Annotated in this window: 22 protein-coding genes; 13 read left to right on the top strand and 9 right to left on the bottom strand. The window is 51.8% G+C overall.

The annotated features are described in order from the left end of the window. Together PSSD_RS16400 and PSSD_RS16395 are read left to right on the top strand one after the other, a co-directional pair. The coding region (locus tag PSSD_RS16400; RefSeq protein ID WP_153011452.1) for a TonB-dependent siderophore receptor at window positions 1–894 on the top strand (894 nt) is incomplete at its 5' end. Window positions 895–1088: 194 nt separating this feature from the next. Beyond that, the gene (locus PSSD_RS16395) at window positions 1089–1547 is read left to right on the top strand and encodes a hypothetical protein (protein ID WP_039331132.1); all 459 of its coding nucleotides are present in this window, start codon (window positions 1089–1091) and stop codon (window positions 1545–1547) included. Between the two features lie 39 nt (window positions 1548–1586). Here the strand turns inward: PSSD_RS16395 and PSSD_RS16390 are convergent, their stop codons facing one another. Both PSSD_RS16390 and PSSD_RS16385 read right to left on the bottom strand, forming a co-directional pair. Next, on the bottom strand, window positions 1587–2216 hold the full coding sequence (locus tag PSSD_RS16390) for a LysE family translocator (protein WP_039331131.1): 630 nt from the start codon (window positions 2214–2216) through the stop codon (window positions 1587–1589). A gap of 78 nt (window positions 2217–2294) precedes the next feature. Next, entirely contained in the window at window positions 2295–3044 is a 750-nt protein-coding gene (locus tag PSSD_RS16385; protein WP_058972958.1) for a YoaK family protein, read from the bottom strand. 221 nt (window positions 3045–3265) lie between these two features. On the opposite strand from PSSD_RS16385, the gene PSSD_RS16380 reads away from it, so the two are divergent. Both PSSD_RS16380 and PSSD_RS16375 read left to right on the top strand, forming a co-directional pair. Next, window positions 3266–4168 carry a lipid kinase gene (locus tag PSSD_RS16380; protein ID WP_058972957.1) on the top strand — a complete coding sequence of 301 codons (903 nt, stop codon included), beginning with the start codon at window positions 3266–3268 and terminating at the stop codon, window positions 4166–4168. 223 nt (window positions 4169–4391) lie between these two features. Next, a complete protein-coding gene (locus PSSD_RS16375; protein WP_058972956.1) occupies window positions 4392–4691 on the top strand; it encodes an XRE family transcriptional regulator in 300 nt (99 codons plus the stop codon). Between the two features lie 53 nt (window positions 4692–4744). On the opposite strand, the gene PSSD_RS16370 is transcribed toward PSSD_RS16375, so the two are convergent. Continuing rightward, complete coding sequence (locus PSSD_RS16370) at window positions 4745–5359, bottom strand: class I SAM-dependent methyltransferase (RefSeq protein ID WP_058972955.1); 615 nt, start codon at window positions 5357–5359, stop codon at window positions 4745–4747. A gap of 539 nt (window positions 5360–5898) precedes the next feature. On the opposite strand from PSSD_RS16370, the gene PSSD_RS16365 reads away from it, so the two are divergent. The 3 genes from PSSD_RS16365 (at window position 5899) to PSSD_RS27785 (ending at window position 8378) form a co-directional block, all read left to right on the top strand. Beyond that, window positions 5899–7134 carry an oligosaccharide flippase family protein gene (locus PSSD_RS16365; RefSeq protein ID WP_058972963.1) on the top strand — a complete coding sequence of 412 codons (1236 nt, stop codon included), beginning with the start codon at window positions 5899–5901 and terminating at the stop codon, window positions 7132–7134. 5 nt (window positions 7135–7139) lie between these two features. Next, window positions 7140–8009 (top strand): ATP-grasp fold amidoligase family protein, encoded by an 870-nt coding sequence (locus PSSD_RS16360; protein ID WP_058972954.1) that lies wholly within the window; start codon window positions 7140–7142, stop codon window positions 8007–8009. A gap of 210 nt (window positions 8010–8219) precedes the next feature. Next, window positions 8220–8378 (top strand): hypothetical protein, encoded by a 159-nt coding sequence (locus PSSD_RS27785; protein ID WP_156138056.1) that lies wholly within the window; start codon window positions 8220–8222, stop codon window positions 8376–8378. A gap of 107 nt (window positions 8379–8485) precedes the next feature. Here PSSD_RS27785 and PSSD_RS16355 read toward each other — a convergent pair whose 3' ends face one another. Together PSSD_RS16355 and PSSD_RS16350 are read right to left on the bottom strand one after the other, a co-directional pair. Next, window positions 8486–8674, bottom strand: a complete 189-nt coding sequence (locus PSSD_RS16355; protein ID WP_039331118.1) for a YjfB family protein — start codon at window positions 8672–8674, stop codon at window positions 8486–8488. A 111-nt stretch (window positions 8675–8785) separates the two neighbouring features. Further along, the gene (locus PSSD_RS16350; RefSeq protein ID WP_058972962.1) at window positions 8786–9691 is read right to left on the bottom strand and encodes a LysR family transcriptional regulator; all 906 of its coding nucleotides are present in this window, start codon (window positions 9689–9691) and stop codon (window positions 8786–8788) included. A gap of 130 nt (window positions 9692–9821) precedes the next feature. Between PSSD_RS16350 and PSSD_RS16345 the strand changes: the two genes are divergently transcribed. Next, the gene (locus PSSD_RS16345) at window positions 9822–10823 is read left to right on the top strand and encodes a zinc-binding alcohol dehydrogenase family protein (protein ID WP_058972953.1); all 1002 of its coding nucleotides are present in this window, start codon (window positions 9822–9824) and stop codon (window positions 10821–10823) included. 77 nt (window positions 10824–10900) lie between these two features. After that, window positions 10901–11554 (top strand): oxygen-insensitive NAD(P)H nitroreductase, encoded by a 654-nt coding sequence (nfsB, locus tag PSSD_RS16340; RefSeq protein WP_058972952.1) that lies wholly within the window; start codon window positions 10901–10903, stop codon window positions 11552–11554. Window positions 11555–11705: 151 nt separating this feature from the next. On the opposite strand, the gene PSSD_RS16335 is transcribed toward nfsB, so the two are convergent. Genes PSSD_RS16335 through PSSD_RS16325 form a run of 3 tightly spaced genes read right to left on the bottom strand, consistent with a single transcriptional unit; the run spans window position 11706 to window position 14545 of the window. Next, complete coding sequence (locus tag PSSD_RS16335) at window positions 11706–13085, bottom strand: heavy metal sensor histidine kinase (RefSeq protein WP_058972951.1); 1380 nt, start codon at window positions 13083–13085, stop codon at window positions 11706–11708. Continuing rightward, window positions 13082–13756 (bottom strand): heavy metal response regulator transcription factor, encoded by a 675-nt coding sequence (locus tag PSSD_RS16330; RefSeq protein WP_058972950.1) that lies wholly within the window; start codon window positions 13754–13756, stop codon window positions 13082–13084. Before PSSD_RS16330 ends, PSSD_RS16335 begins: the two co-directional genes overlap by 4 nt. Window positions 13757–13783: 27 nt before the next feature. Continuing rightward, window positions 13784–14545 carry an alpha/beta hydrolase gene (locus PSSD_RS16325; protein ID WP_058972949.1) on the bottom strand — a complete coding sequence of 254 codons (762 nt, stop codon included), beginning with the start codon at window positions 14543–14545 and terminating at the stop codon, window positions 13784–13786. Between the two features lie 251 nt (window positions 14546–14796). Between PSSD_RS16325 and PSSD_RS16320 the strand changes: the two genes are divergently transcribed. Continuing rightward, window positions 14797–15567: a transporter substrate-binding domain-containing protein gene (locus tag PSSD_RS16320; RefSeq protein WP_058972948.1), complete on the top strand. Its 771-nt coding sequence runs from the start codon at window positions 14797–14799 to the stop codon at window positions 15565–15567. A gap of 25 nt (window positions 15568–15592) precedes the next feature. After that, window positions 15593–16681, top strand: a complete 1089-nt coding sequence (locus PSSD_RS16315) for a DUF2817 domain-containing protein (RefSeq protein WP_058972947.1) — start codon at window positions 15593–15595, stop codon at window positions 16679–16681. Here the strand turns inward: PSSD_RS16315 and PSSD_RS16310 are convergent. Next, entirely contained in the window at window positions 16666–17436 is a 771-nt protein-coding gene (locus PSSD_RS16310) for a HalD/BesD family halogenase (RefSeq protein ID WP_058972946.1), read from the bottom strand. The genes PSSD_RS16315 and PSSD_RS16310 overlap by 16 nt on opposite strands. 98 nt (window positions 17437–17534) lie before the next feature. Here PSSD_RS16310 and PSSD_RS16305 point away from each other — a divergent pair, with 98 nt between their 5' ends. Both PSSD_RS16305 and PSSD_RS16300 read left to right on the top strand, forming a co-directional pair. Then, window positions 17535–18437: a LysR substrate-binding domain-containing protein gene (locus PSSD_RS16305; RefSeq protein ID WP_058972945.1), complete on the top strand. Its 903-nt coding sequence runs from the start codon at window positions 17535–17537 to the stop codon at window positions 18435–18437. 79 nt (window positions 18438–18516) lie between these two features. Continuing rightward, a complete protein-coding gene (locus tag PSSD_RS16300; RefSeq protein ID WP_153011451.1) occupies window positions 18517–19815 on the top strand; it encodes an SLC13 family permease in 1299 nt (432 codons plus the stop codon). Window position 19816: the final 1 nt, after the last annotated feature.

Genomic DNA, 19816 nt, shown 5'->3' with positions numbered 1-19816 from the left:
AATACCAGCACGCGCAAGAAGCTCGATCAAGTCGGCGTCTATTTACAGGATCAGCTGGAATGGGATAACTGGAACCTGCTGCTGTCAGGGCGCCAGGACTGGGCGGAAGTGCGAACTCAGGACCGTATTGAGAACACCAACACGCAACAGAACGACAGCAAGTTTACCGGCCGCGCGGGCTTGCTCTACGCCTTCGATAATGGCCTGTCGCCGTACATCAGCTACAGCACTTCGTTCGAACCCAACCTGAGCACTGGCGCGCCGGGCAGTGATCCTTTTGCACCGACCACCGGTGAACAGACGGAGATTGGTGTTAAATATCAGCCTGTGGGCTGGGATGCGGTGTTTACCGTCTCTGCGTTCGATATCACCCAGAAAAACATCACCTCTTACAACAGCGAGTTGGGCTACAACGAGCAGATTGGTAAGGTGAAGTCGCAGGGTATCGAAACCGAGGCGCACGCGCAAATCACGCCAGAAATCAAGGTGATGGCCGCCTATACCTTTACGGATGCCGAAACCAAACAGAGCAATACCGCTGCGCAGGTGGGTAAAACGCCAGCCAGTATTCCCCGCCATGCCGCTTCGGCGTGGGGAAGCTATAGCTTCCTCGACGGCGCGCTTAACGGCCTGACGCTGGGCAGCGGTGTACGTTACACCGGCACCGCATGGGCTGATTCAGTGGGGCAGGACAAAGTGCCTCATTACACTTTGTATGACGTGATGGCGAAGTATGAGTTGGGTGAAGCGGCGAATTCACTGCGAGGCACCACCCTGCAGCTCAACGTCAATAATGTGGCGGATAAGCATTACGTGGCATCGTGCAGCAACACCAGTGCCTGTTTCTATGGCAGTGGACGTTCGATAGTGGCTTCTGTCAGCTACAGCTGGTAAAGAAGGTTGGGGCGCATGTTGGTGCGCCCCATGTTATTCAAACGCGTCCACGCTTTCACTTTCCGTGCGGGTTGATGCCGGTTAACCCCGTCAGCAACAGGATTTCGGAAAATACTGGATTTATGTGACTGTCATCACTGCATGAGGCACGCTAAAATAAACGCTTCTCATTCAGTAGAGGATTTTTTGTCGCGATGGTTTCTCGTTTCACATTAGCCGCATTGGCGGCTGCAATACTGCTTACCGGTTGTGCTCGTCACACCGCAGACAGCAGCGCTACGGCACAGGCTGAAGCGCCCGCTGCCGCACCTATCGAGAATGACAACATTCCTTCCCAGTTTGATAGCGGACCCACCGTGATCAACGTATCGCATCTGGTGACACGCACTGACGACGGCTCTTCTGTGTATGTCACGGTAGATGGCCAGGATGCAGGTCTGTTGCAGAAGGGCGAAAATAAAGAAATTCACGTCGCTGCAGGTAAACACCAGGTGGGTGGCTACGTGCAGACGCTGTTTGGTTTTGGCAAAGTGACCATTGCGTCAGTGGACGTCACCACTGATGACAAGGGACCGAAGAACGTGGTGTATTCTGTGACGCGCCAGAAACCGGCCTTTAGTGAAGCGCCGGCTTCCACGCCTAACAATTCGTGATGTTGTAAAGGGTGTGGGCGGTGCTCACACCCTTTCGCGTTAACTGCGACTCAATACCAGCTTTAAGCCAGCCACCGCAAAGCAGCACGCCAGCAAAGCATCCAGGCCGCGACGAATACGGCGATAAAATGCCGCCATCACGCTGGTTGAGAACAATACGGCATAGCCGCAGAACACCAGCACGCAAATGCCTGCACATCCCGCGATGATCATCGGCAAGGTTGAGGCCGCAGCATCGGGTTTTAATGCCACAGACATGATCGCCACCCAGGTGAGAATGGCTTTAGGATTGCCCACATGCATCAGGATGCCCTGGCGGAATAATTTACCAAACGCGGGTTTTTCGCCGCTGGCCATAAACTCCGTGGCATCAGGACGGCGCAGGGCAGATTTGCCGGCTTTAAACGCCAGCCATAACAGATACAACCCCCCACCGATTTTTAGCACGATCAACAGCTGTGCAAAGGTCGCCAGCACGGTTAATACGCCACAGGCTGCTAACAGCGCCCACATCATCGAACCGCCAATCACCCCGCTGGCCAGCGCCAGGGCCGCACCGCGCCCTTTTTTCATTGCCGTACCCATAATCGCCATATTGCTTGGGCCGGGGCTGGCCGTAGCCACAAAATAGGTGGTGTAAATCAATATCAGTTCGTGTGAAAGCGCCATGTTGTCCTCTGCGATGGGGGTTGTCCTTTTCCCCGTTATATCGCTAGTGGACGAGATTGGCTATGGAACATTTTTCATCTAGCTGGCAACCGCTTTCGCGTGTCGACGGTTTTTGACTTTAAACAGGGTAAAAATAATCGACAGTGAGGCGATCACCACCAAAATCAGCCCTGGACCCATCAGCGAGCCGAAACCCAATGCGTTGAAGATCAACAGCCCGACAATCCCGCCGGTGAGGAAGGAGAAAATCGTCACAAGATGGGTATTGAGTTGCTGCTTAAAGGCTCGAACATTTTTTGACGGATCGCGGCGTAATAAGGCGATAAAAACCGAACCCATTGAGATACCGGCATCGGTGAGGGTGCCGGTAATATGCGTGGAGCGCACCCGTCCATTGGAGAGCTGTGTCGAGGTGGAGTTGTGGACACCCATTAAGAAGGCGAGCAACAACAATATTTCAGCGTTATTATTCGATGAGAAATAATAGATCTCAAATAACGACGTCAGGATTAACAGCAATCCTTCGGCCAGCAGAATACAGCTGAATATGGTGCGCAGGCCATTAATCACACCCAGTACCACCGAGATGCGCGCGACCACCGCGCCGCTAACAAATGCCCCAATCATCGCAATAAAAATTTTCAGGTTCCGGATATCCATGTCGTTCAAATCACTGGATATTTGCGAGATGTTGCCAGACATATGTGAGGGAAAGAAACCAAATGCCGCCAGCGCCATCGCGTTCAGCAAGCCTGCTGAGGTCGCCAGGCAGAGGGCAAGATTTCGATCTTCAATATGGGTTCTGGTTCGCTTCAGTTTTATCAGCATAATTCACCCTTCCTCATCGAGAGTATTGTGATAACGCAATGCGTCAAATCTGGTGTTCGCCAATCAATAAGTGAAGCACAAATATCTTAAGACGTTCTTAATAACTTAGTGATATAGATGAATCTGAATTTGGATGTAAAGATATCTAAGGAAGATTGTCAGTCTGGTGCTCTGTGTTTACTTTCGCTGGAAGTCACTGGATATATAAGGAAGCAAAGAAAATGACAATGCAGGGTGCTCAACCTGGGCAACGGCGTGCGCTGCTGCTGGTCAATCGCCGTGCGCGTCGTGGTGAACAGTGGGCGCAACACGCGCACCTCAAATTGCAATCGGCGGGTTTCACATTAATTACGCCGCATGAGGATGAGCAACGCAGTTACAGTGAGTTGATCATCGCGCATCAGCATGAGGTGGATATGGTCATCGTCGGCGGCGGTGATGGCACCCTGAATGCCGCTGCGCAGGGTTTGTTGCAGTGTGATTTGCCGCTGGGCATCCTTCCCCTGGGCACGGCCAATGACTTTGCCCGCACGCTGGGGATTCCCCCACAGCTGGACGCCGCTATTGATATTATTGTGGCGGCGCAGACGCGTCGCATCGATCTCGGAGAAGTCAACGGCCACCTGTTTTTAAACGTCTCCAGCGTGGGCTTTTCCGCCAGCCTGGCACGTAATCTGACATCTGCAGCCAAGAAGAAGTGGGGCACAGTCGGCTATGCACTGGCTGCCTTACGCTTACTCCGTCAGAGTCGTCCGTTCAGTGCGACGTTGCAGTTTGACGGCCAGCAACAGGCGATCAAAACCGTGCAGTTTTCAGTGGGCAATGGTCGCTTCTACGGCGGTGGTATGACGATTGAGAAGGATGCGGCACCAGATGATGGTCGGCTGGATGCCTATAGTCTTGAAGTGCGCCACTGGTGGCAGATGCTGGCGTTATTCCCCTCGCTAAGACGCGGCACCCATGGCCGGTGGGGCAATGTGCGTACCTTAAGCGGCACCGAATTCATCCTCAACACCCGCCGTCCGCATGATATCAATGCCGATGGTGAGATCATTGGCCGCACGCCTGCCCACTACCGCTTGATTGCACGGGCACTGGAGGTGTTTGCGCCGGAAAAGGAGTAGAGGCGGAGAATTCAAAATCCCCGATAAATATGCAATATGAGTCACATTCCACCAAAGCTTTGCATCATTTCAACCTTCCTGATTTGAACTGGGTTCCAGTAACAAGAAGGTATGGGCCTAAATAGATGAAATCTTCGATATAGACTGTAATGTATATCCTTTATCTAAATCACCACTGGCCAGGAATATCAAAAACACTTGTCACAACTGGTAAGGGCTAAAAATGAAAACGATAGATGATCTAATGGCTGATTTGACGCCTGAAGAGCTCGTACAGGTAAATGCTAAAGTTGCCGCTATGCGACTCGATTCTCAGTTGTACAAACTTCGTGAAGCGCTGGATAAAACGCAAAAACAGCAGGCAGAAGCAATGGGTATTGCCCAGCCTTCAGTCGCCGCGATTGAAGGGCGGGGTGAAGATCTGAAAATAGCGACACTCAAACGTTACGTTGAAGCGTTAGGGGGCCAGCTTACCATTGGGGTCAATATGCCCGGCGGCGATCATGTAGAATTTACCCTGTAAGATGATTTAGCCTGAGTTTGTTCGTAGGGTGCGGCCTGCAGGCCGCTCGAAATTCAGCCACTTCTATACTGCGCCAGCCATACAGTCCGCCCACCACAGGTGGCATCTTCAGTAACTTGTTGAACGACCCTAAAGCCGTTATCTGTCAGCAACTGGCGAAACTCGGCGTGATCGAGACTGGCATGATAGAGGGGGCGATCCATGAAGGTCCCCATCGCTTCACCATCGCTATGCCCACTGGTAAACATCAACGCTGCGCCCGGTTTTGCATGCTGGGCGAAGCGCGGAAACATCGCGCGTTGATGGTCGCGCGTTAAATGGAAAAAACTGTCCCAGGCGATAAGACCGTTAAATGAGCGCGATAAAGCCAGACTCCGCATATCGGCTACATGCCAGGCAGAATGAGGAAATCGTTTTTGGCAATGGGCAATCATCGGTTCTGCTGCATCCACTCCGGTTACATGAAATTGATGACTTAGAAAATACTGCGCAATCGGTATGCCTGCGCCGCAGCCGATATCGAGAATCTCACCCTGGGCCGGAATCAGCGCCAGAAAACGATCCAGCCAGTGTTGCTCAATAAAATGCGTCTGGCGCAGGTTATCCCAGATGTCCGCACCTGTACGGTAGAGATCGATAATGTGGTCGGCTTCTTTTTCGTGGTTCATGCTTAATCTCTCGTATTCCAGTTGGTAATATCTTAGAACAAAATACAGCGCGAGAATAAAATTATGAAATATGATCCTTGTCACGAAATATACGCATTTTTTCACGGAGTTGTATTAGTTTAGTGATATTTCTGCAATAAACACTTCGCGATAGCAGAAGTGCCACCCATGAATAAAGTGTAGCCATCAATTTCACCGAGAGTATGACTTTAACCCTCTTGATTATTAGCGATGTTCAAGTGATTAATAAGTCTCAATTGGTGGGTGTGATGATAACTGTAAAATTATAGGTGGTCTCAATTTCAGATTGTTCCCGTCATAATTCTGATAAGTCAAAAAAAGCCTTCACTATTTTTTTATATGCCGCCACACTGTCAACCAAATAAAATGAGCGTGCTAAGAAATTATAAGTGAAATGTAAGCAAGTGCGTGATTTGAACATGGATAGGTTAACTTTACATTTCTTTAGAAAAGGGGGTGATGAGGAAAGTAAAAAGGTACATCACATTAACAAAGTATATGCATCTGCGAGATATGAAATGTACTCAAACGCAATATGGATCATGCTGGAAAAGTCAGTGAACATTATCGGGCTGATTTATATCAACTCAGTCATGGCTAAATATATTGGACCTGACAACTTTGGTAAGATCGCCATCTCGACCTCACTTTTCATCTTTGTACAAACATTGTCCTGGTTTGGCGGTCAGAACATTCTGTTCAAACGCATGAGCGAAAATACCAAGTCTGGCATCGCATTAGCGATGCATACTCAGAACCAACGCCGTATTTTCTTTCTGCTGTCATCAAGTGCAGTGCTCATTTATCTCTATTTTTTTACTGACCCCATTGTTTTTTTGTTTGGTGTGGCGAACTGCATTGCCACTTACTATATTGTGATGGATTTTTTTTCTATCTATAACAACACACAGCTCAAATCAAAAATAAACACCATAACAAATGTTATCGGCCTGTCGGTTGCGTTATTGGTGAGATTCTGTATTGCTCACTTTGAGTTGCCTGTTTACTACTTCACGCTACCTATCATTATCATCCCTTTAATGCCTTATATCATGCGGCAGGTTTACTTTAAGTATACAACGCCCATAAAAGAAAGCACTAGAGGGGCCGGAATGTATAACCGGCACATGCTCTATACAGGAGGAGCATTAATTTTATCGAGTATATCTGCAGACATATATACCCAAATATCCAGCATCTTTTTAGCGAAAATAATTTCGTATTCTAATTTGGGCGTTTATAGCGTAGCGTTAACCATAGGTGGTGCCTGGTCATTTATTGTGTTAGCGCTCATCACCAGCTTTTTCTCGAAAATTTACAGTGAGAAAAACCCCAGCACCGTGCGGGAACTGCTGGTTAAGATAAACAGAATTGTCATCCTGTGCTCGCTGGTTGCGCTGGGAGGATTTTATCTGTTTGGCGGGTATTTTATCCATTACCTCTATGGCGACCGTTTTATGAAGGCCGTTGATATTATTCCGATTATCATTGTCGGAACAATGTTCTCCTCATTAGGAACAATTTGCTATCGCTACATGATTAAAGAGTCGGGTTACAGCTACCTCGCGAAGAAAATGTGTTTGTGTTGTGTGTTAACCATCCCCTTGTCCTGGATAATGATTCAGTCATTCGGCATCAATGGTGCTGCGTATTGCTTTTTGATCGTCGAAATAATGTCATGCACGCTGCTTAATTATTTTTTCAAAAACAGAACCATCATCAACATGCATCTTAATGTTTTTAAACTGAGATAATTTATATGAAAATGATAAAACACACAGTTAAGTCCGCGCTAAAGTTTAGTGCGAATATCTCCCCTGAATTTTCTGCAAAGGCGCACTATTACATAAAGTTTAAGAAGAAGTTAAACCTTAGGAATCCGACCAATTTCAATGAAAAGATCCAGTGGCTTAAGTTCAATGAGTATAAGGGAGATATCTACACCCTGTGTGCGGATAAGTATAAGGTCAGAGAGTACATTATCTCTAAAGGTTGTGGGGAAATTCTCAATGAACTGTACGGTGTGTACGATAACCCGCAAGCGATCGACTATGATGCATTGCCTGAAAAATTTGCCATGAAATGCAATCATGGTGCAGGCTATAACATCATCTGTGATAACAAGTCGTCGCTGGATGTTGAAAAAACCAATAAGAAGCTGAATGAATGGTTGAAGCAAGATTTCTCCTCACATTTTGTTGAACCGCAGTACAAGAAGATAGAAAGAAAAATTTTATGTGAAAAGTTCATCGAGAATGAGTCCGGTGGTTTTCCGGATGACTATAAATTTTACTGCTTCAATGGCAAGCCCTACGCGGTGATGGTCTGCATCGGCCGTGAGAAAGGAACGCCCAAGTTTTATTATTTTGACATGGACTGGAACCCGCTGCCTTTCGAGGATACGATTGAATTAATCAATGACAATCAACTGCCTGAGATGCCTGAGGGTTTTCATAAAATGAAAGAGTATGCATTCAAGTTGGCTACCGACTTCAAATTTGTCAGGGCTGACTTCTACCTGCTAAACGGTCAGGTGATTTTTGGTGAATTGACCTTTACCCCATCAGCAGGACTGGATGTCACTTTACAAGAGGCTGACGTGATTTTGGGTGGTCAATTAAAATTATAATGTAAAATATCACTGCCAGAACAATGTAGGAACAGGGATCTTAAATATAATAAGTATCAAGTGCTGGTTACTGGCATAATGCAGTATTCATTGACGACCGAGACGAGAATTTCGCAGCGAAAAAGGGCTATTAAGATAGCGCGAAATTTTGTATAGTCTGCTGTGAACAATTGATAAGCTATTAAGATATTGCCAGGGAGAAGGTATACTATGTCTATATTTATAAAAATCGGCATTCCGATGATCACCACATCTATGGCAATGGTTTATATTGCTCGTATCAAGAAAGATAAAAATTACCTTATACCCGCCGGTGTTCTTCTCGCTGCAGGCTTCGTCAACGTGATGCTGGGGCTGGCGGGGCTTTGACAAGCGGGTTATAACATAAACACATTCCGTCCGTTTAAATCACTCCCTGAGTAGGGAGTGTATAAACGAGGTTGTCCTCAACGTTGTACTGGCAACGTCATAACGTATCAGGCAGTGGTATTGATATTGCGACCAATCGCCGGATTGGCTGGCAGCTGTGGAATTGAATCCAAAATCCCGGCAGCCATCGATTGCTGATTATCCAGCGTCTTCTTCAGTACCAAGGTGCTCACCTTACTGCTGAGCTCCATGTTATCCAGGCCGGTCGCCAGTGAAACGATTTGTGATACATCCATCTTGCTCTCCTTTAAACGACAAACAGGGGCTTGAACGGCTTTGAAAAAGCCTGATACGACTATCGGCAGTGCGGCATAAATCTTCAATGCCGCTTAGCACAGCATCAGCGATCACAACCGAGCGGTAATTACACGAAGATGTGTTCTTAATATTGCATGCAAAGCGCGAATAGCAGGGGAAAATTGTTTGCGATGGGGGCAGATTAAATGCAACGGCGTGCTTTCGCCTGGCAGTTGTGGCAGCACGATTTCGAGGCGGCCATGTTGGATATCCTCACAGACATCAATCCATGATTTATACGCGATACCCATGCCAGCAATTGCCCAGCGACGCGCGACTTCAGCGTCATCGCACAGTAAGCGGCTTTTTACGGTAATCTGCCTACGCATGCCTTCCTGTGGAAACGTCCATTTATCATAAACGTGGCCACCCATAACAAACGGCAGACAGTGGTGTCTTGCCAGCTCTTCCAGCGTTTCAGGACGCCCCTGTTGGTCGAGGTAAGCGGGAGAGGCCACCATCACTCGACGGTTATCTTCAGCCAGTGGCAGCGCGACATAGCTGCTGTCTTCCAGCATGCCATAACGGATGGCGATATCCACCGGATCACGGAAGACGTCGCTGATTTGGTCGGACAGCGACAAACGCACGGAGAGAGCAGGGTGTTCACGGCAAAATTCCGTAATCAGCGGCAGTAGAATATGGCGACCGATATCTGAGGGCAGCGCGATTTTTAACTCACCACTTAATTCATCTTCATGGCTCTGCAAACTGTCGGCACCGGCCTGCATCAGCGCCAGCATCTCCTGGGCATAAGGCAAATACTTCTCGCCTTCCGCGGTTAAGCGCAGGCTGCGGGTGGAGCGCGCAAACAGGCGGCGATCAAGTTCGCGTTCCAGTCGCAGAATGGCCGCGCTGACCTGGCCGGGCAGCAAATTCACCTCGCGCGCAGCGCGGGAAAAACTGCCTAACGCGGCGGAACGGACAAAGAGGGTGACATCTTCCAGTCGGATCATTTCATTATTATCGTTGATTTTCACTCTAAGAGTGAAAGTGTTGCTCTGCTACCGGCATTTTTCAACTGCAATCGCCACGTTATTCTTCAGGCAACTTACCTAACTTGCTGATGAATTGAGGAACTGCTGGATGAAAGCCATCGTCTATAGCCAAAACGGTTTACCGATTTCCGATGAAAATGCACTGTACGATCTGGATGTTGCTAAACCACAGCCCGGTGCGCGTGATTTGCTGGTCAAGATCAGCGCCACTGCGGTGAATCCGGTGGACACCAAAGTGCGTCACGGCGCGCCCACCGATAAGCCGCGTATTTTGGGCTGGGACGCCGTGGGCGTAGTGGAGGCGGTGGGCAGTGACGTCACCCTGTTCCAACCGGGGGATGAAGTGTTCTACGCCGGGGATATCACCCGTGCCGGCAGTTATGCGGAATATGGTCTGGTGGATGAACGCATCGCTGGCGTTAAACCGCGTTCACTGAATGATGCCGATGCGGCTGCATTACCACTCACTTCACTCACTGCGTGGGAACTGCTGTTTGATCGCTTAGCGATTGAGGCTGAAGACAACGCGGCTTTGCTGATTATTGGTGCTGGCGGCGGTGTGGGCTCGATCCTGACACAGCTGGCGCGCAAGCTCACCAACCTTACCGTGATTGGTACCGCATCACGCCCAGAGACGGCGCAGTGGGTGCGTGAATTAGGGGCTCATCATGTGGTGAATCATCAGCAACCTCTGGCTGAACAGCTCGCTGCGATTGGCCATCCGCAGGTGCGGTATGTCGCCTCTTTGACCCACACCGACAGCTATTACACGCAGCTGGTGGATGTGCTGGCACCGCAGGGCAAGCTGGCGTTGATTGACGATCCTGAAACGTTGGATGTGGTACCGCTGAAGCGCAAAGCCATCTCACTGCACTGGGAGCTGATGTTTACCCGCTCGCTGTTCCAGACAGCCGATATGCAGCGCCAACATGATATTTTGCAACGTGTCAGCCAATTGATTGATGATCAGACCCTGAAAACCACCGCTGGCGAACATCTTGGTCAAATCAATGCCGCTAATTTGCGCAAAGCACATGCGCTGATTGAAAGCGGTCGAGCACGCGGCAAGATTGTACTCAGCGGTTTTTAACCTTTTGAAACACAATTGGTTTATGGATGCTGCTGCCGTGGCGTAATTTATTGCACAACTTAAATCAGGAGAATGACATGACTCTGAACGACGCAGTGGCAAGTCGCCACACCGTGAAAGCCTTTACAGCCGGTAAAAGCTTGCCGCAGGAAGAAATCGACACGCTGTTGAACGTGCTGCGTAACAGCCCGTCCTCGGTGAACTCCCAGCCATGGCATTTTGTAGTGGCCTCAACCGCAGAAGGGCGTGAGCAGATTGCGCAATCCACTACCGGCTCGTTTGTCTATAACGGCCCCAAAGTGCTCAACGCGTCTCATGTGATTGCCCTTTGCATGCGTACCGATCTGGATGAAGCGCATCTGCAAAATGTGCTGGCGCAGGAAGAGCAGGACGGACGTTTTGCCAAACCTGAAGGCAAAGCCGGGCAGGATAAGAGCCGCCGTGGCTATGTTGATATGCATCGCTATGAACAACGCGATATTCCGCAGTGGATGGAGAAACAGGTTTACCTGGCACTGGGCGGCCTGTTACTGGGCGCGGCGATGTTAGGTATTGATGCCACGCCGATGGAAGGTTTTGATCAGCGCGCGTTGGATCAGGCACTGGGCCTGCGTGAAAAGGGTTTCACCAGTGTAGTGCTGGTGTCGCTTGGCTATCGCAGTGAAGACGATTTCAATGCTGCGCTGCCAAAATCGCGTTTGCCGCGTGACGAGATTTTCACGTTTATTTGATGAATGCATGAAACGGTAATGCTTGTCAGTTAGGCGCGTTTTGGTCGCCATAAATGGCAACCCTACGACGATCCCACACGGTTTTTGTCGGGTGCGGCCTTCAGGACGCCCATCTCATTGCGGGGGCGCCCCTACTGGAATCCAGCTTTAGTTAACGCGGAAAGCGTAAACTAAAGCTGTTAATCCCGTGCTCGCTCTTCACCGCACAACTGCCGTGATGCAAACGCATGATGCTGCGTACAATGGACAAGCCCAACCCGCTGCTGCCCTGATGTCGTGAGGCATCGGCGCGCCAGAAGCGATCAAAAATACGTGACTGCTGCTCGACGCTGAGCGGCGCACCTCGGTTTTCTACCATTAACTCAAGGCTCTCGCCTTGCTCCGTGCTCACGACTTTGATGGTGGAGCCCCCTTCACCATAGCGCAGGGCATTGGCGATCAGATTGGCCAGCGCGCGTTGCAGCAACTGTGGGTCGGCGCGCAACTCGCCTTGCATCTTCATCTCTAAACGCATGGCGTGCTCTTCTGCCATACCATCAAAGTAATCCCGCAATTTTTCCCCCAACTGCGCCAGGTCAATGACCTGCCAGTCCATGGCCTGGCTGGCATCTTCCGCTTTCGCCAGAAACAGCATGTTATCGATCATCTTCGCCAGCCGCTCCAGCTCTTCATAATTGGAGCCGAGCAGTGCCTGATAATCACGCACGCTGCGTGGCTGACTCAGCGCCACTTCTGTCTGGCCTATCAGGGTGCCAATCGGTGTGCGGAGATCGTGCGCCATGTCCGCCGAAACCTGGCTCAGTTGCTGATAGCCCCCTTCAAGGCGGCTGAGCATTTCATTAAAGGCAGCCACCAACGGTTGCAGCTCCATCGGCACATCGTCTGACTGAATACGGTGTGACAAGCGTCGGACATCGATGGCATCGGTTTCTGCGGCCAACCGACGCAGAGGAGACAGACCGCGCCGCACCAGCCAAATACTGATCCCCGCCACCCATAATGCGGCCAGTGCGGTAAACACAATGATCTGGTCGCGATAGCTATTCAGCGTTTGCGTTCTGTCACTCATCAAACGGCCGGTGATGACTTCAATTTGCCCGCTACCATCGCGGGTGGTGACTAACGCCGCTGCAGAAATAAAAGGTGTACCGTCCGGTGAGGTTTGATGGTGAACGGATGCCAGACCCAAAGGTTGATCGGTGGGTACCGGGATGATGTCCGGCACCGGGCGTGCGCCGGGGTTCACCACAATCAAAGGCGGCTGGCCGGGAAAACGCAGCACCAGCAGGGATTCGGTATTGCCGAGCATATTGGCAAACAAGCGTGGTTTTTGCTGAATCAGAGTGATGGCATCTTCATCGCGCAGCAGGGTGCGAATCTGATCGATGCGCGTCAGTAACGCAGCGTCATCGCGCACGCCAATCTGCTTCGCCAGAGAGTGATAAAGTGCAAAGCCACTCAGGGCGAAGATCACCATCACCGTGACACTGAGCAGCAGCGACAAACGGGTGGCCAGCGAGCGTTGTTTCATGATTCCGCTTCGCAGCGATAACCCACGCCATGCACAGTGTGAATCAGCGGTTGGGCAAATGGACCGTCGATCTTCTGTCGCAGACGTTTAACCGCTACGTCCACCACGTTGGTATCGCTGTCAAAGTTCATGTCCCAAACGCGAGAAGCAATCACGGTGCGGGTCAACACTTCACCGGGATGCAGCAGAAACAGATGCAGCAGATTGAACTCTTTGTTGGTGAGATCGATACGCTGACCCGCGCGTTCAACCCGGCGCTTCAGGATATCGAGTTGCAGATCGGCAAGTGTCAGTAAATCCGGTAATTTCTGCTGGCCGCCGCGTCGCAGTTGCGTGCGGACGCGCGCCAGCAGTTCAGCAAATGAAAAGGGTTTCACCAGATAATCATCCGCACCTAATTCAAGACCTTTGATGCGATCTTCCACGGTGCCTTTAGCGGTCAGGAAAATCACCGGGGTATGAATTTGCTTGTCCAGCGCGGCCATGACGTCCCAGCCGCTCATGTCGGGCATCATCACGTCGAGCAGAATCAGGTCGTAATGATGCTCCTGCGCATAGAACAAACCATCCTGACCCTTCTCCGCTACATCCACGATAAATCCCGCTTCCGTCAATCCTTTGCGCATGTAATCGCGTGCTTTGGCTTCGTCTTCAACCACCAAAATCTTCATGCGTATCTCCGGGCGGGATAGGGGATATTAAGGCTGTGCCTGCTGAGCGGCTTGTTCAATCAGTTTTGCCACATCAGCAGGATGCGACTCGTACACCGAATGACTGGCACCGGCAATTTCAACGGTGTGGCTGTGCGCGCGTTTCGCGTACATGCGTTCCAGATCGGGGTTAATGATTTTGTCAGCTTTCGCCACCATGTACCAGCTAGGCTTGGTTTTCCACGCCGGGTCTGGGATGTTGGCGGTGAACACCGCAGCATTGGTTGGCATCTGCGCATGGGCTTCGAAATCCGCTTGGGCTGCCGGTAAATCTGCGGCGAAATCGCTGTGATAATTTTCCGGCGCAATGGTCAGGTAGCCATCAGTTGATTTTGCAAAAGGATGCGCGCTATTGGGGAATTTCTTGCCGTTACTGGCTTCAGTTTCGCCGTTATCCAGTGCATGGGCAGCGATGTAAACCAGACCCACCACCTTGTTGTCGTTACCCGCTTCGCTGATGATCGCGCCGCCATAGCTGTGACCTACCAGAATCACCGGGCCATTCTGCTGATCAATGATACGGCGGGTGGCCGTGACATCTTCAGGAAAACCGGTCAGTGGCTCCTGCACCAGCGTCACTTTGTAGCCGTCGTGAGTCAGGCGGTCATACACCGGACGCCAGCCCGCGCCGCCTACAAAGGCGCCGTGTACCAGGACGATATTTTTGACCGGTTGCGCTTCAGCCTGCGCCACGCCGCCTGCCATGGCAAACAAGATGCCTGCCGCCAGGGTCAATTTTTTCAGTTTCATCAGTGTGCTCCAGATAAGAAAGGTTCGGGCACAGGATATGAAAAGCGCTCTGACATCAGGGTGAGCGAATCATGACAAAAGAATGACAAGGGGGGTTAAGTAAAACTTAATGGGGAATGAAATTCCGCTAACCTATTAACGAATATAAGAATTTACTCTACATAAACCCGCCATTTCAGTGGTGGTAATCCGCCCGTCATGTTATTAACTCTGCATGCTGTTATGCCTTAACCTGCCTGCTGGAGATAATCATGAAAAAGAGTTTGTCCTTCGCCTTACTGCTTTCACTCAGTGCGTTCAGCCATCTCTCTTTCGCTGAGCAGACGCTGCGTTTTGGCGTCGATCCGACCTTCCCGCCGTTTGAATCTAAAGCCAGCGATGGTTCACTGCAGGGATTTGATATCGATATTGGTAATGCGATTTGTGCTCAGGCCAAAGTGAAGTGTCAGTGGGTACAGATTGGCTTTGATGGCAGCATTCCGGCACTGCAGGCGAAGAAGTTTGATGCGATTCTTTCCGCGATGTCGATGACCAACAAACGTCGTGAACAGGTCGCGTTCAGTGACATGCTTTACAACACCCCCAGCGCATTACTGACGCCCGCAGACAGCAAGCTCACCGCAGATATCTCCACGCTGCGCGGTAAGACCATTGGCGTTGCGCAAGGCACCATCCAGGAAACCTATGCCAAAACCAAATGGGCTTCGCAGGGCGTGAATGTGGTGTCGTATCCTAATCAGATGGAAGTCTATCCAGATTTGGTGGCGGGGCGTCTGGATGCCAGCGTCGCCAACGCCGTTTCTGCTGAGCAGGGCTTCTTAGGCAGCCCCGAAGGTAAAGATTTTACCATCAAAGCCACGCTGGTGGACAAAACCATCTTTGGTGATGGCGTCGGGATTGCCTTGCGTAAGGACGATGAAGCTAACCTGAAACTGATCAATAGCGCGCTGGCAGCGCTGCACGCCAATGGCACTTACGATCAATTAGCGAAGAAGTATTTTAAATTCAAGGTGTATCCGTAAGCGATATACCCGAACAGGAATAACCATGCCTGCACTACCGCATTACGCATCACAACGCGCCCGTTTTCTCGCCGCCGTCGAGCGGCAAAATGGCGCGTTAACCTCTTACAAACATCCGTTGTACGGTCCACAAGGTGAGGCGCTTTACACCGATGTTGCCGTGATAGGAAATGCCAACGCCACTAAGCTGATGTTGGTGATCTCTGGCACTCACGGAGTGGAAGGCTACTACGGTTCTGATAGCCAGATTGACTGGCTCAGTCGCTTCAATCTCACCGCGCTACCCGATGACACCGCGATAGTGCTTTTGCATCTGCTGAACCCGTGGGGTGCGGCCCACCTGCGTCGCGTCAATGAAGACAATATCGACCTGAACCGCAACTTCATTGATTTCACCCAATCTCCACCGGCTAACCCGGAGTATGCCGCTTGGCACGGTATCTACCACGGCGATCGTGTTGAAGCCGACCAATTGCTGCAAGAGACCCTCAGCAGTGCCGGGTGGTTAGCGATGAAGCGGGTGGTGGAAGCTGGGCAATATCACTCAGCTGACGGTTTTTTCTATGGTGGTGAGCAGCCAGGCTGGTCCCATCGCACCCTGCAAACCATTATCACCCGCCACTTGTCGCAGGCGAAAACCATTCTGAGCTTTGATTTGCACACCGGCGCGGGTGCCTGGGGCCATCCGATGTTGCTGTCGATTGCCGAACAGGCTGTGGCTGCCCATCAATGGGGAAAAAGCGTATATGGCGAATGGCTGACGCTGCTGTTTACGGGCGCAGGCAAAGACAGTGAGACCGGCGTCACGGCCACTGCCACAGGCTATGTTTCTCAGTATCTGCTGGATGCGTTGCCACACACGCACCTCTTGCCGTTGGTGGTGGAGTGCGGCACCTATGCGGGTGAAGAGATGCATCGCCGGGTGCGCGACGATCACTGGCTGCATTTGCAAGGTGACCCCGCGAGCGAGGAAGGGATCGCCATCAAACAACAGTTGGTGGAGGGGTTTTGGCCCGCAGACCGCGACTGGCGCGATCTGGTGGCGTTTCGCACCCAGCAAATTTTTGTGCGCGGCTGGAAAGCGCTGTTAGCGGAACATCATAAGCGCCCGTAAAACGTCATGCGGGCGGTCTCGGAAAGTGCGATGCCGGGTTGCGTATTGTAGGCCAGCACCGCCAGCATCCGCGTGATGTCGCCTTCGGTAGGCGTGACGCGGTGCAACGAGTTGCGCCCCCGGAACAGCACTAAATCGCCTGCTTCGATGGCCAGATCATCCACCGGCTGACGCTGATCCAGCACCGCAGCGACGCCGTCGAAGTTCATCTCTCCGGCATCGGCGTCGCGCAAATCCTTCACATACTGGAAAACGCCGCCCGCGCGCGGTTTCTGCACCAACAGGGTGATGGCAAAGGATGAGTTGTCAAAGTGCCAGCCGAGTTCCTGTCCATCGGGTGCGTAGTGCAAATTGATGGATGAGAGCGGGTCGGCGTAAGAATACAGCGCGGTTTCACCCAGCACATCGCACAGGAATTCTTTAAACAAGGCATCGTTGTACAACTGGCGCAGCGGCGATTCGGCGGCGATCACATCATCAGTGATGCAACCTTTGGTGCTGATCACATCGCGATTGCGTGGATGTTCACTGCTATAAGCCTCATCCGCTTTCATCAGGTAAACGTTGTGCTTACTGAGGGTGTGATAGGCCAAGTGGCGCTGTGCATCACCCTCAGCAATAATCGCCTGTAGCGCCGCAGTTTGTAGAAACTGGCGTAACACCAGCGCACCCTGTTGGTTAAGCTGATCGCGACAAGCGCGTCGCCAGTCGGCGTTGTCTAACGGGTGTAAATCGAAACGGATCAGTGCAGACATAGCAGCAGTTCTCATGATGACAGGTGTATTTAGACTGTAACTCGCTGATAAATTACTGCGTAACGATATAAATTTAACGACCTGCTAAGGAAACCTTAATGCCCGCTCAGTCACCGCGGTTACCTAAAATTAGCGTTATTCAGTCATTTAAGGTGGCGGCAGAATTGGGCAGTCTGGCGAAGGCCGCTGCGCAACTGGCGTTGACGCCCGCAGCGGTGAGTCAGCAGATCCGCCAGTTAGAGGAGCAACTCGGCAGCGCGCTGTTTGTGCGCACGCAGAGTGGAGTGATGCTGACCGACACCGGCAAAGAGTATCTGCGCTATGTGACGGAAGCCTTTGACATTTTGCATCTCGGCCAGCAGAACTTACGCCACGTCGCCTCGATGCCAAAACTCACACTCTACTCACTGCCTGCACTGGCCTCAAAGTGGCTGTTACCCCATCTGGCGCAGTGGCGCGCGCACTGCCCGGATATCGATTTATCCCTGCATGGCACTCACGCGCAGGTCGATTTCAATGCCACACCCGCGGATTTTGTCATCTGTTTCGGGGAAGACCGCTATCCGCAACTCGATAAACAGCGGCTGTTTCTGGATGAGGTCGTACCGGTGGCAAGCCCGTCGTTAATCCAACGCTATTCAGCGGACGACATACTGACGCAGGCGCCACTGATTCATCTTGACTGGGGCAACGAGGGGCGTTTTTTACCGGACTGGCGCAGCTGGTATCAGGCCAAAGGGATGGCAGAGCCAGCAGCGCAACCTGCCTTCAGTTTCAATCTCACTTCGCTGGCGATTGATGCCGCTGTCAGCGGTGCAGGTTTGCTGTTAGGGCAGAAAAGGCTAATCGCCGCTGAACTGGCGCGTGGCGATTTAGTGGTGGTGGATGCACTTAGCCTGCCACTGAGCAAACCCTACTTCCTCGCCTGGCCGCAGCGATCGCGAAGCCAGCCGGGCAGCGAAGCGTTGATAAACTGGCTGAATAATTTAACAAACTGTTAACTGTTACCGCGTTGTGCAGAGGGAATTGCACTATGCTTAGCGGCTTTGAGCGACGGTTTAATGAAAGGGAGTTCAGCCAGTGGCCGTAGATCTGCATTTCTGGCTTACCACTGCAGTGGTAGGCATCACCATCTTGTTGTGGGCCAGCGCGCGCTTACCGGAATACCTGACGGCGCTGCTGTTTTACGCGGCGGCCACGCTACTCAACATCGCACCCACGCGCACCATTTTTAGTGGTTTCGCCTCATCGGCCTTCTGGCTGGTACTGAGCGGTTTTGTGCTGGGTGCCGCGATTCGTAAAGTCGGCCTGGCGCAGCGGTGGGCTAACTGGCTGGTGGTGCCGCTGAGTCAGAGTTGGCCGCGTATGGTGGCGGGCACCATCGCGTTAACCTATTTACTGGCGCTGGTGATGCCCTCCAACATGGGGCGTATTGCCCTGCTGATGCCGGTGGTGCTGGCGCTGGGTGAGCGGGCGGGGATTACACCCGGTAGCCGTGGCAGTATTGGGCTGGCGCTGGCCGTCGGATTCGGTACTTTCCAGCTCTCTGCCAGCATTCTCCCGGCCAATGTGCCTAATCTGGTGCTGAGCGGGGCCGCCGAGAGTGCCTGGCAACTCCATTTACAATGGATGCCGTGGTGGCTGCTGCACATGCCGGTGGTGGGGCTGGGTAAGGCGCTGGTGCTGATTGGCTGTATCCTGCTGCTGTTTCGTGCCAGGCCGCAGCCGGTAAGCCATCGTGATCCATCCCAACCTTTAAGCGCCAGTGAATGGCGGCTTATCGGGCTGCTCGCCGTAACCTTACTGTTGTGGATGACCGACAGTCTGCATGGGTTATCAGCGGCTTGGGTCGGGCTGGCTGCCGCCTGTATTTGTCTGCTGCCCCGGATTGGTTTTCTCTCTGGGGATGAGTTCGCCAGCGGCGTCAATTTCCGCACCTGCATTTATATTGCCGGCATTCTCGGGGTGGCAACGGTAGTGGTGGATTCAGGGCTCGGGCGTCTGATCGCCAATGCATTACTTAGCGTTTTGCCTCTGCAGGACCATCCCTCATTCAGTAATTTTGCGGTGCTCAACGCACTGGTCTCTCTACTCAACTTTGTGCTGACGGCAAATGGTGTGCCAGCGATGGTGACGCCGATGGCACAAGAACTGGCAACCGCTTCCGGCTTTTCACTGATCAGTGTGGTGATGTTGCAGGTCTTCGCTTACGCCACGCCCTTATTGCCTTATCAGGCTTCGCCCGTGGTGGTGGCCATGGGGCTGGGTAACGTGCCAGCCAAAGCCGGATTATCACTCTGCGTGCTGGTGTTTATCTTTAGCGTGCTGGTGCTGTTACCGCTGGATTATGGATGGTTTTGGCTGCTAGGCTATGCCTGAT

The organism is Type-D symbiont of Plautia stali, from assembly GCF_001485335.1.
Lineage (GTDB): Bacteria > Pseudomonadota > Gammaproteobacteria > Enterobacterales > Enterobacteriaceae > Pantoea > Pantoea vagans_C.
Note: the sequence above shows the minus strand (reverse complement) of the source record. Positions and strands in the feature narration are given on the sequence as shown.

Excerpts from the sequence above, each read along its gene's own strand:
- PSSD_RS16315 (WP_058972947.1), top strand. The coding sequence starts at position 15,593 with ATGCCTGCACTACCGCATTACGCATCACAACGCGCCCGTTTTCTCGCC.
- PSSD_RS16350 (WP_058972962.1), bottom strand. The coding sequence starts at position 9,691 with ATGATCCGACTGGAAGATGTCACCCTCTTTGTCCGTTCCGCCGCGTTA.
- PSSD_RS16360 (WP_058972954.1), top strand. The coding sequence starts at position 7,140 with ATGAAAATGATAAAACACACAGTTAAGTCCGCGCTAAAGTTTAGTGCG.
- PSSD_RS27785 (WP_156138056.1), top strand. The coding sequence starts at position 8,220 with ATGTCTATATTTATAAAAATCGGCATTCCGATGATCACCACATCTATG.
- PSSD_RS16325 (WP_058972949.1), bottom strand. The coding sequence starts at position 14,545 with ATGAAACTGAAAAAATTGACCCTGGCGGCAGGCATCTTGTTTGCCATG.
- PSSD_RS16345 (WP_058972953.1), top strand. The coding sequence starts at position 9,822 with ATGAAAGCCATCGTCTATAGCCAAAACGGTTTACCGATTTCCGATGAA.
- PSSD_RS16385 (WP_058972958.1), bottom strand. The coding sequence starts at position 3,044 with ATGCTGATAAAACTGAAGCGAACCAGAACCCATATTGAAGATCGAAAT.
- PSSD_RS16370 (WP_058972955.1), bottom strand. The coding sequence starts at position 5,359 with ATGAACCACGAAAAAGAAGCCGACCACATTATCGATCTCTACCGTACA.
- PSSD_RS16310 (WP_058972946.1), bottom strand. The coding sequence starts at position 17,436 with ATGTCTGCACTGATCCGTTTCGATTTACACCCGTTAGACAACGCCGAC.
- nfsB (WP_058972952.1), top strand. The coding sequence starts at position 10,901 with ATGACTCTGAACGACGCAGTGGCAAGTCGCCACACCGTGAAAGCCTTT.
- PSSD_RS16355 (WP_039331118.1), bottom strand. The coding sequence starts at position 8,674 with ATGGATGTATCACAAATCGTTTCACTGGCGACCGGCCTGGATAACATG.
- PSSD_RS16320 (WP_058972948.1), top strand. The coding sequence starts at position 14,797 with ATGAAAAAGAGTTTGTCCTTCGCCTTACTGCTTTCACTCAGTGCGTTC.
- PSSD_RS16305 (WP_058972945.1), top strand. The coding sequence starts at position 17,535 with ATGCCCGCTCAGTCACCGCGGTTACCTAAAATTAGCGTTATTCAGTCA.
- PSSD_RS16330 (WP_058972950.1), bottom strand. The coding sequence starts at position 13,756 with ATGAAGATTTTGGTGGTTGAAGACGAAGCCAAAGCACGCGATTACATG.
- PSSD_RS16395 (WP_039331132.1), top strand. The coding sequence starts at position 1,089 with ATGGTTTCTCGTTTCACATTAGCCGCATTGGCGGCTGCAATACTGCTT.
- PSSD_RS16335 (WP_058972951.1), bottom strand. The coding sequence starts at position 13,085 with ATGAAACAACGCTCGCTGGCCACCCGTTTGTCGCTGCTGCTCAGTGTC.
- PSSD_RS16375 (WP_058972956.1), top strand. The coding sequence starts at position 4,392 with ATGAAAACGATAGATGATCTAATGGCTGATTTGACGCCTGAAGAGCTC.
- PSSD_RS16380 (WP_058972957.1), top strand. The coding sequence starts at position 3,266 with ATGACAATGCAGGGTGCTCAACCTGGGCAACGGCGTGCGCTGCTGCTG.
- PSSD_RS16390 (WP_039331131.1), bottom strand. The coding sequence starts at position 2,216 with ATGGCGCTTTCACACGAACTGATATTGATTTACACCACCTATTTTGTG.
- PSSD_RS16365 (WP_058972963.1), top strand. The coding sequence starts at position 5,899 with ATGTACTCAAACGCAATATGGATCATGCTGGAAAAGTCAGTGAACATT.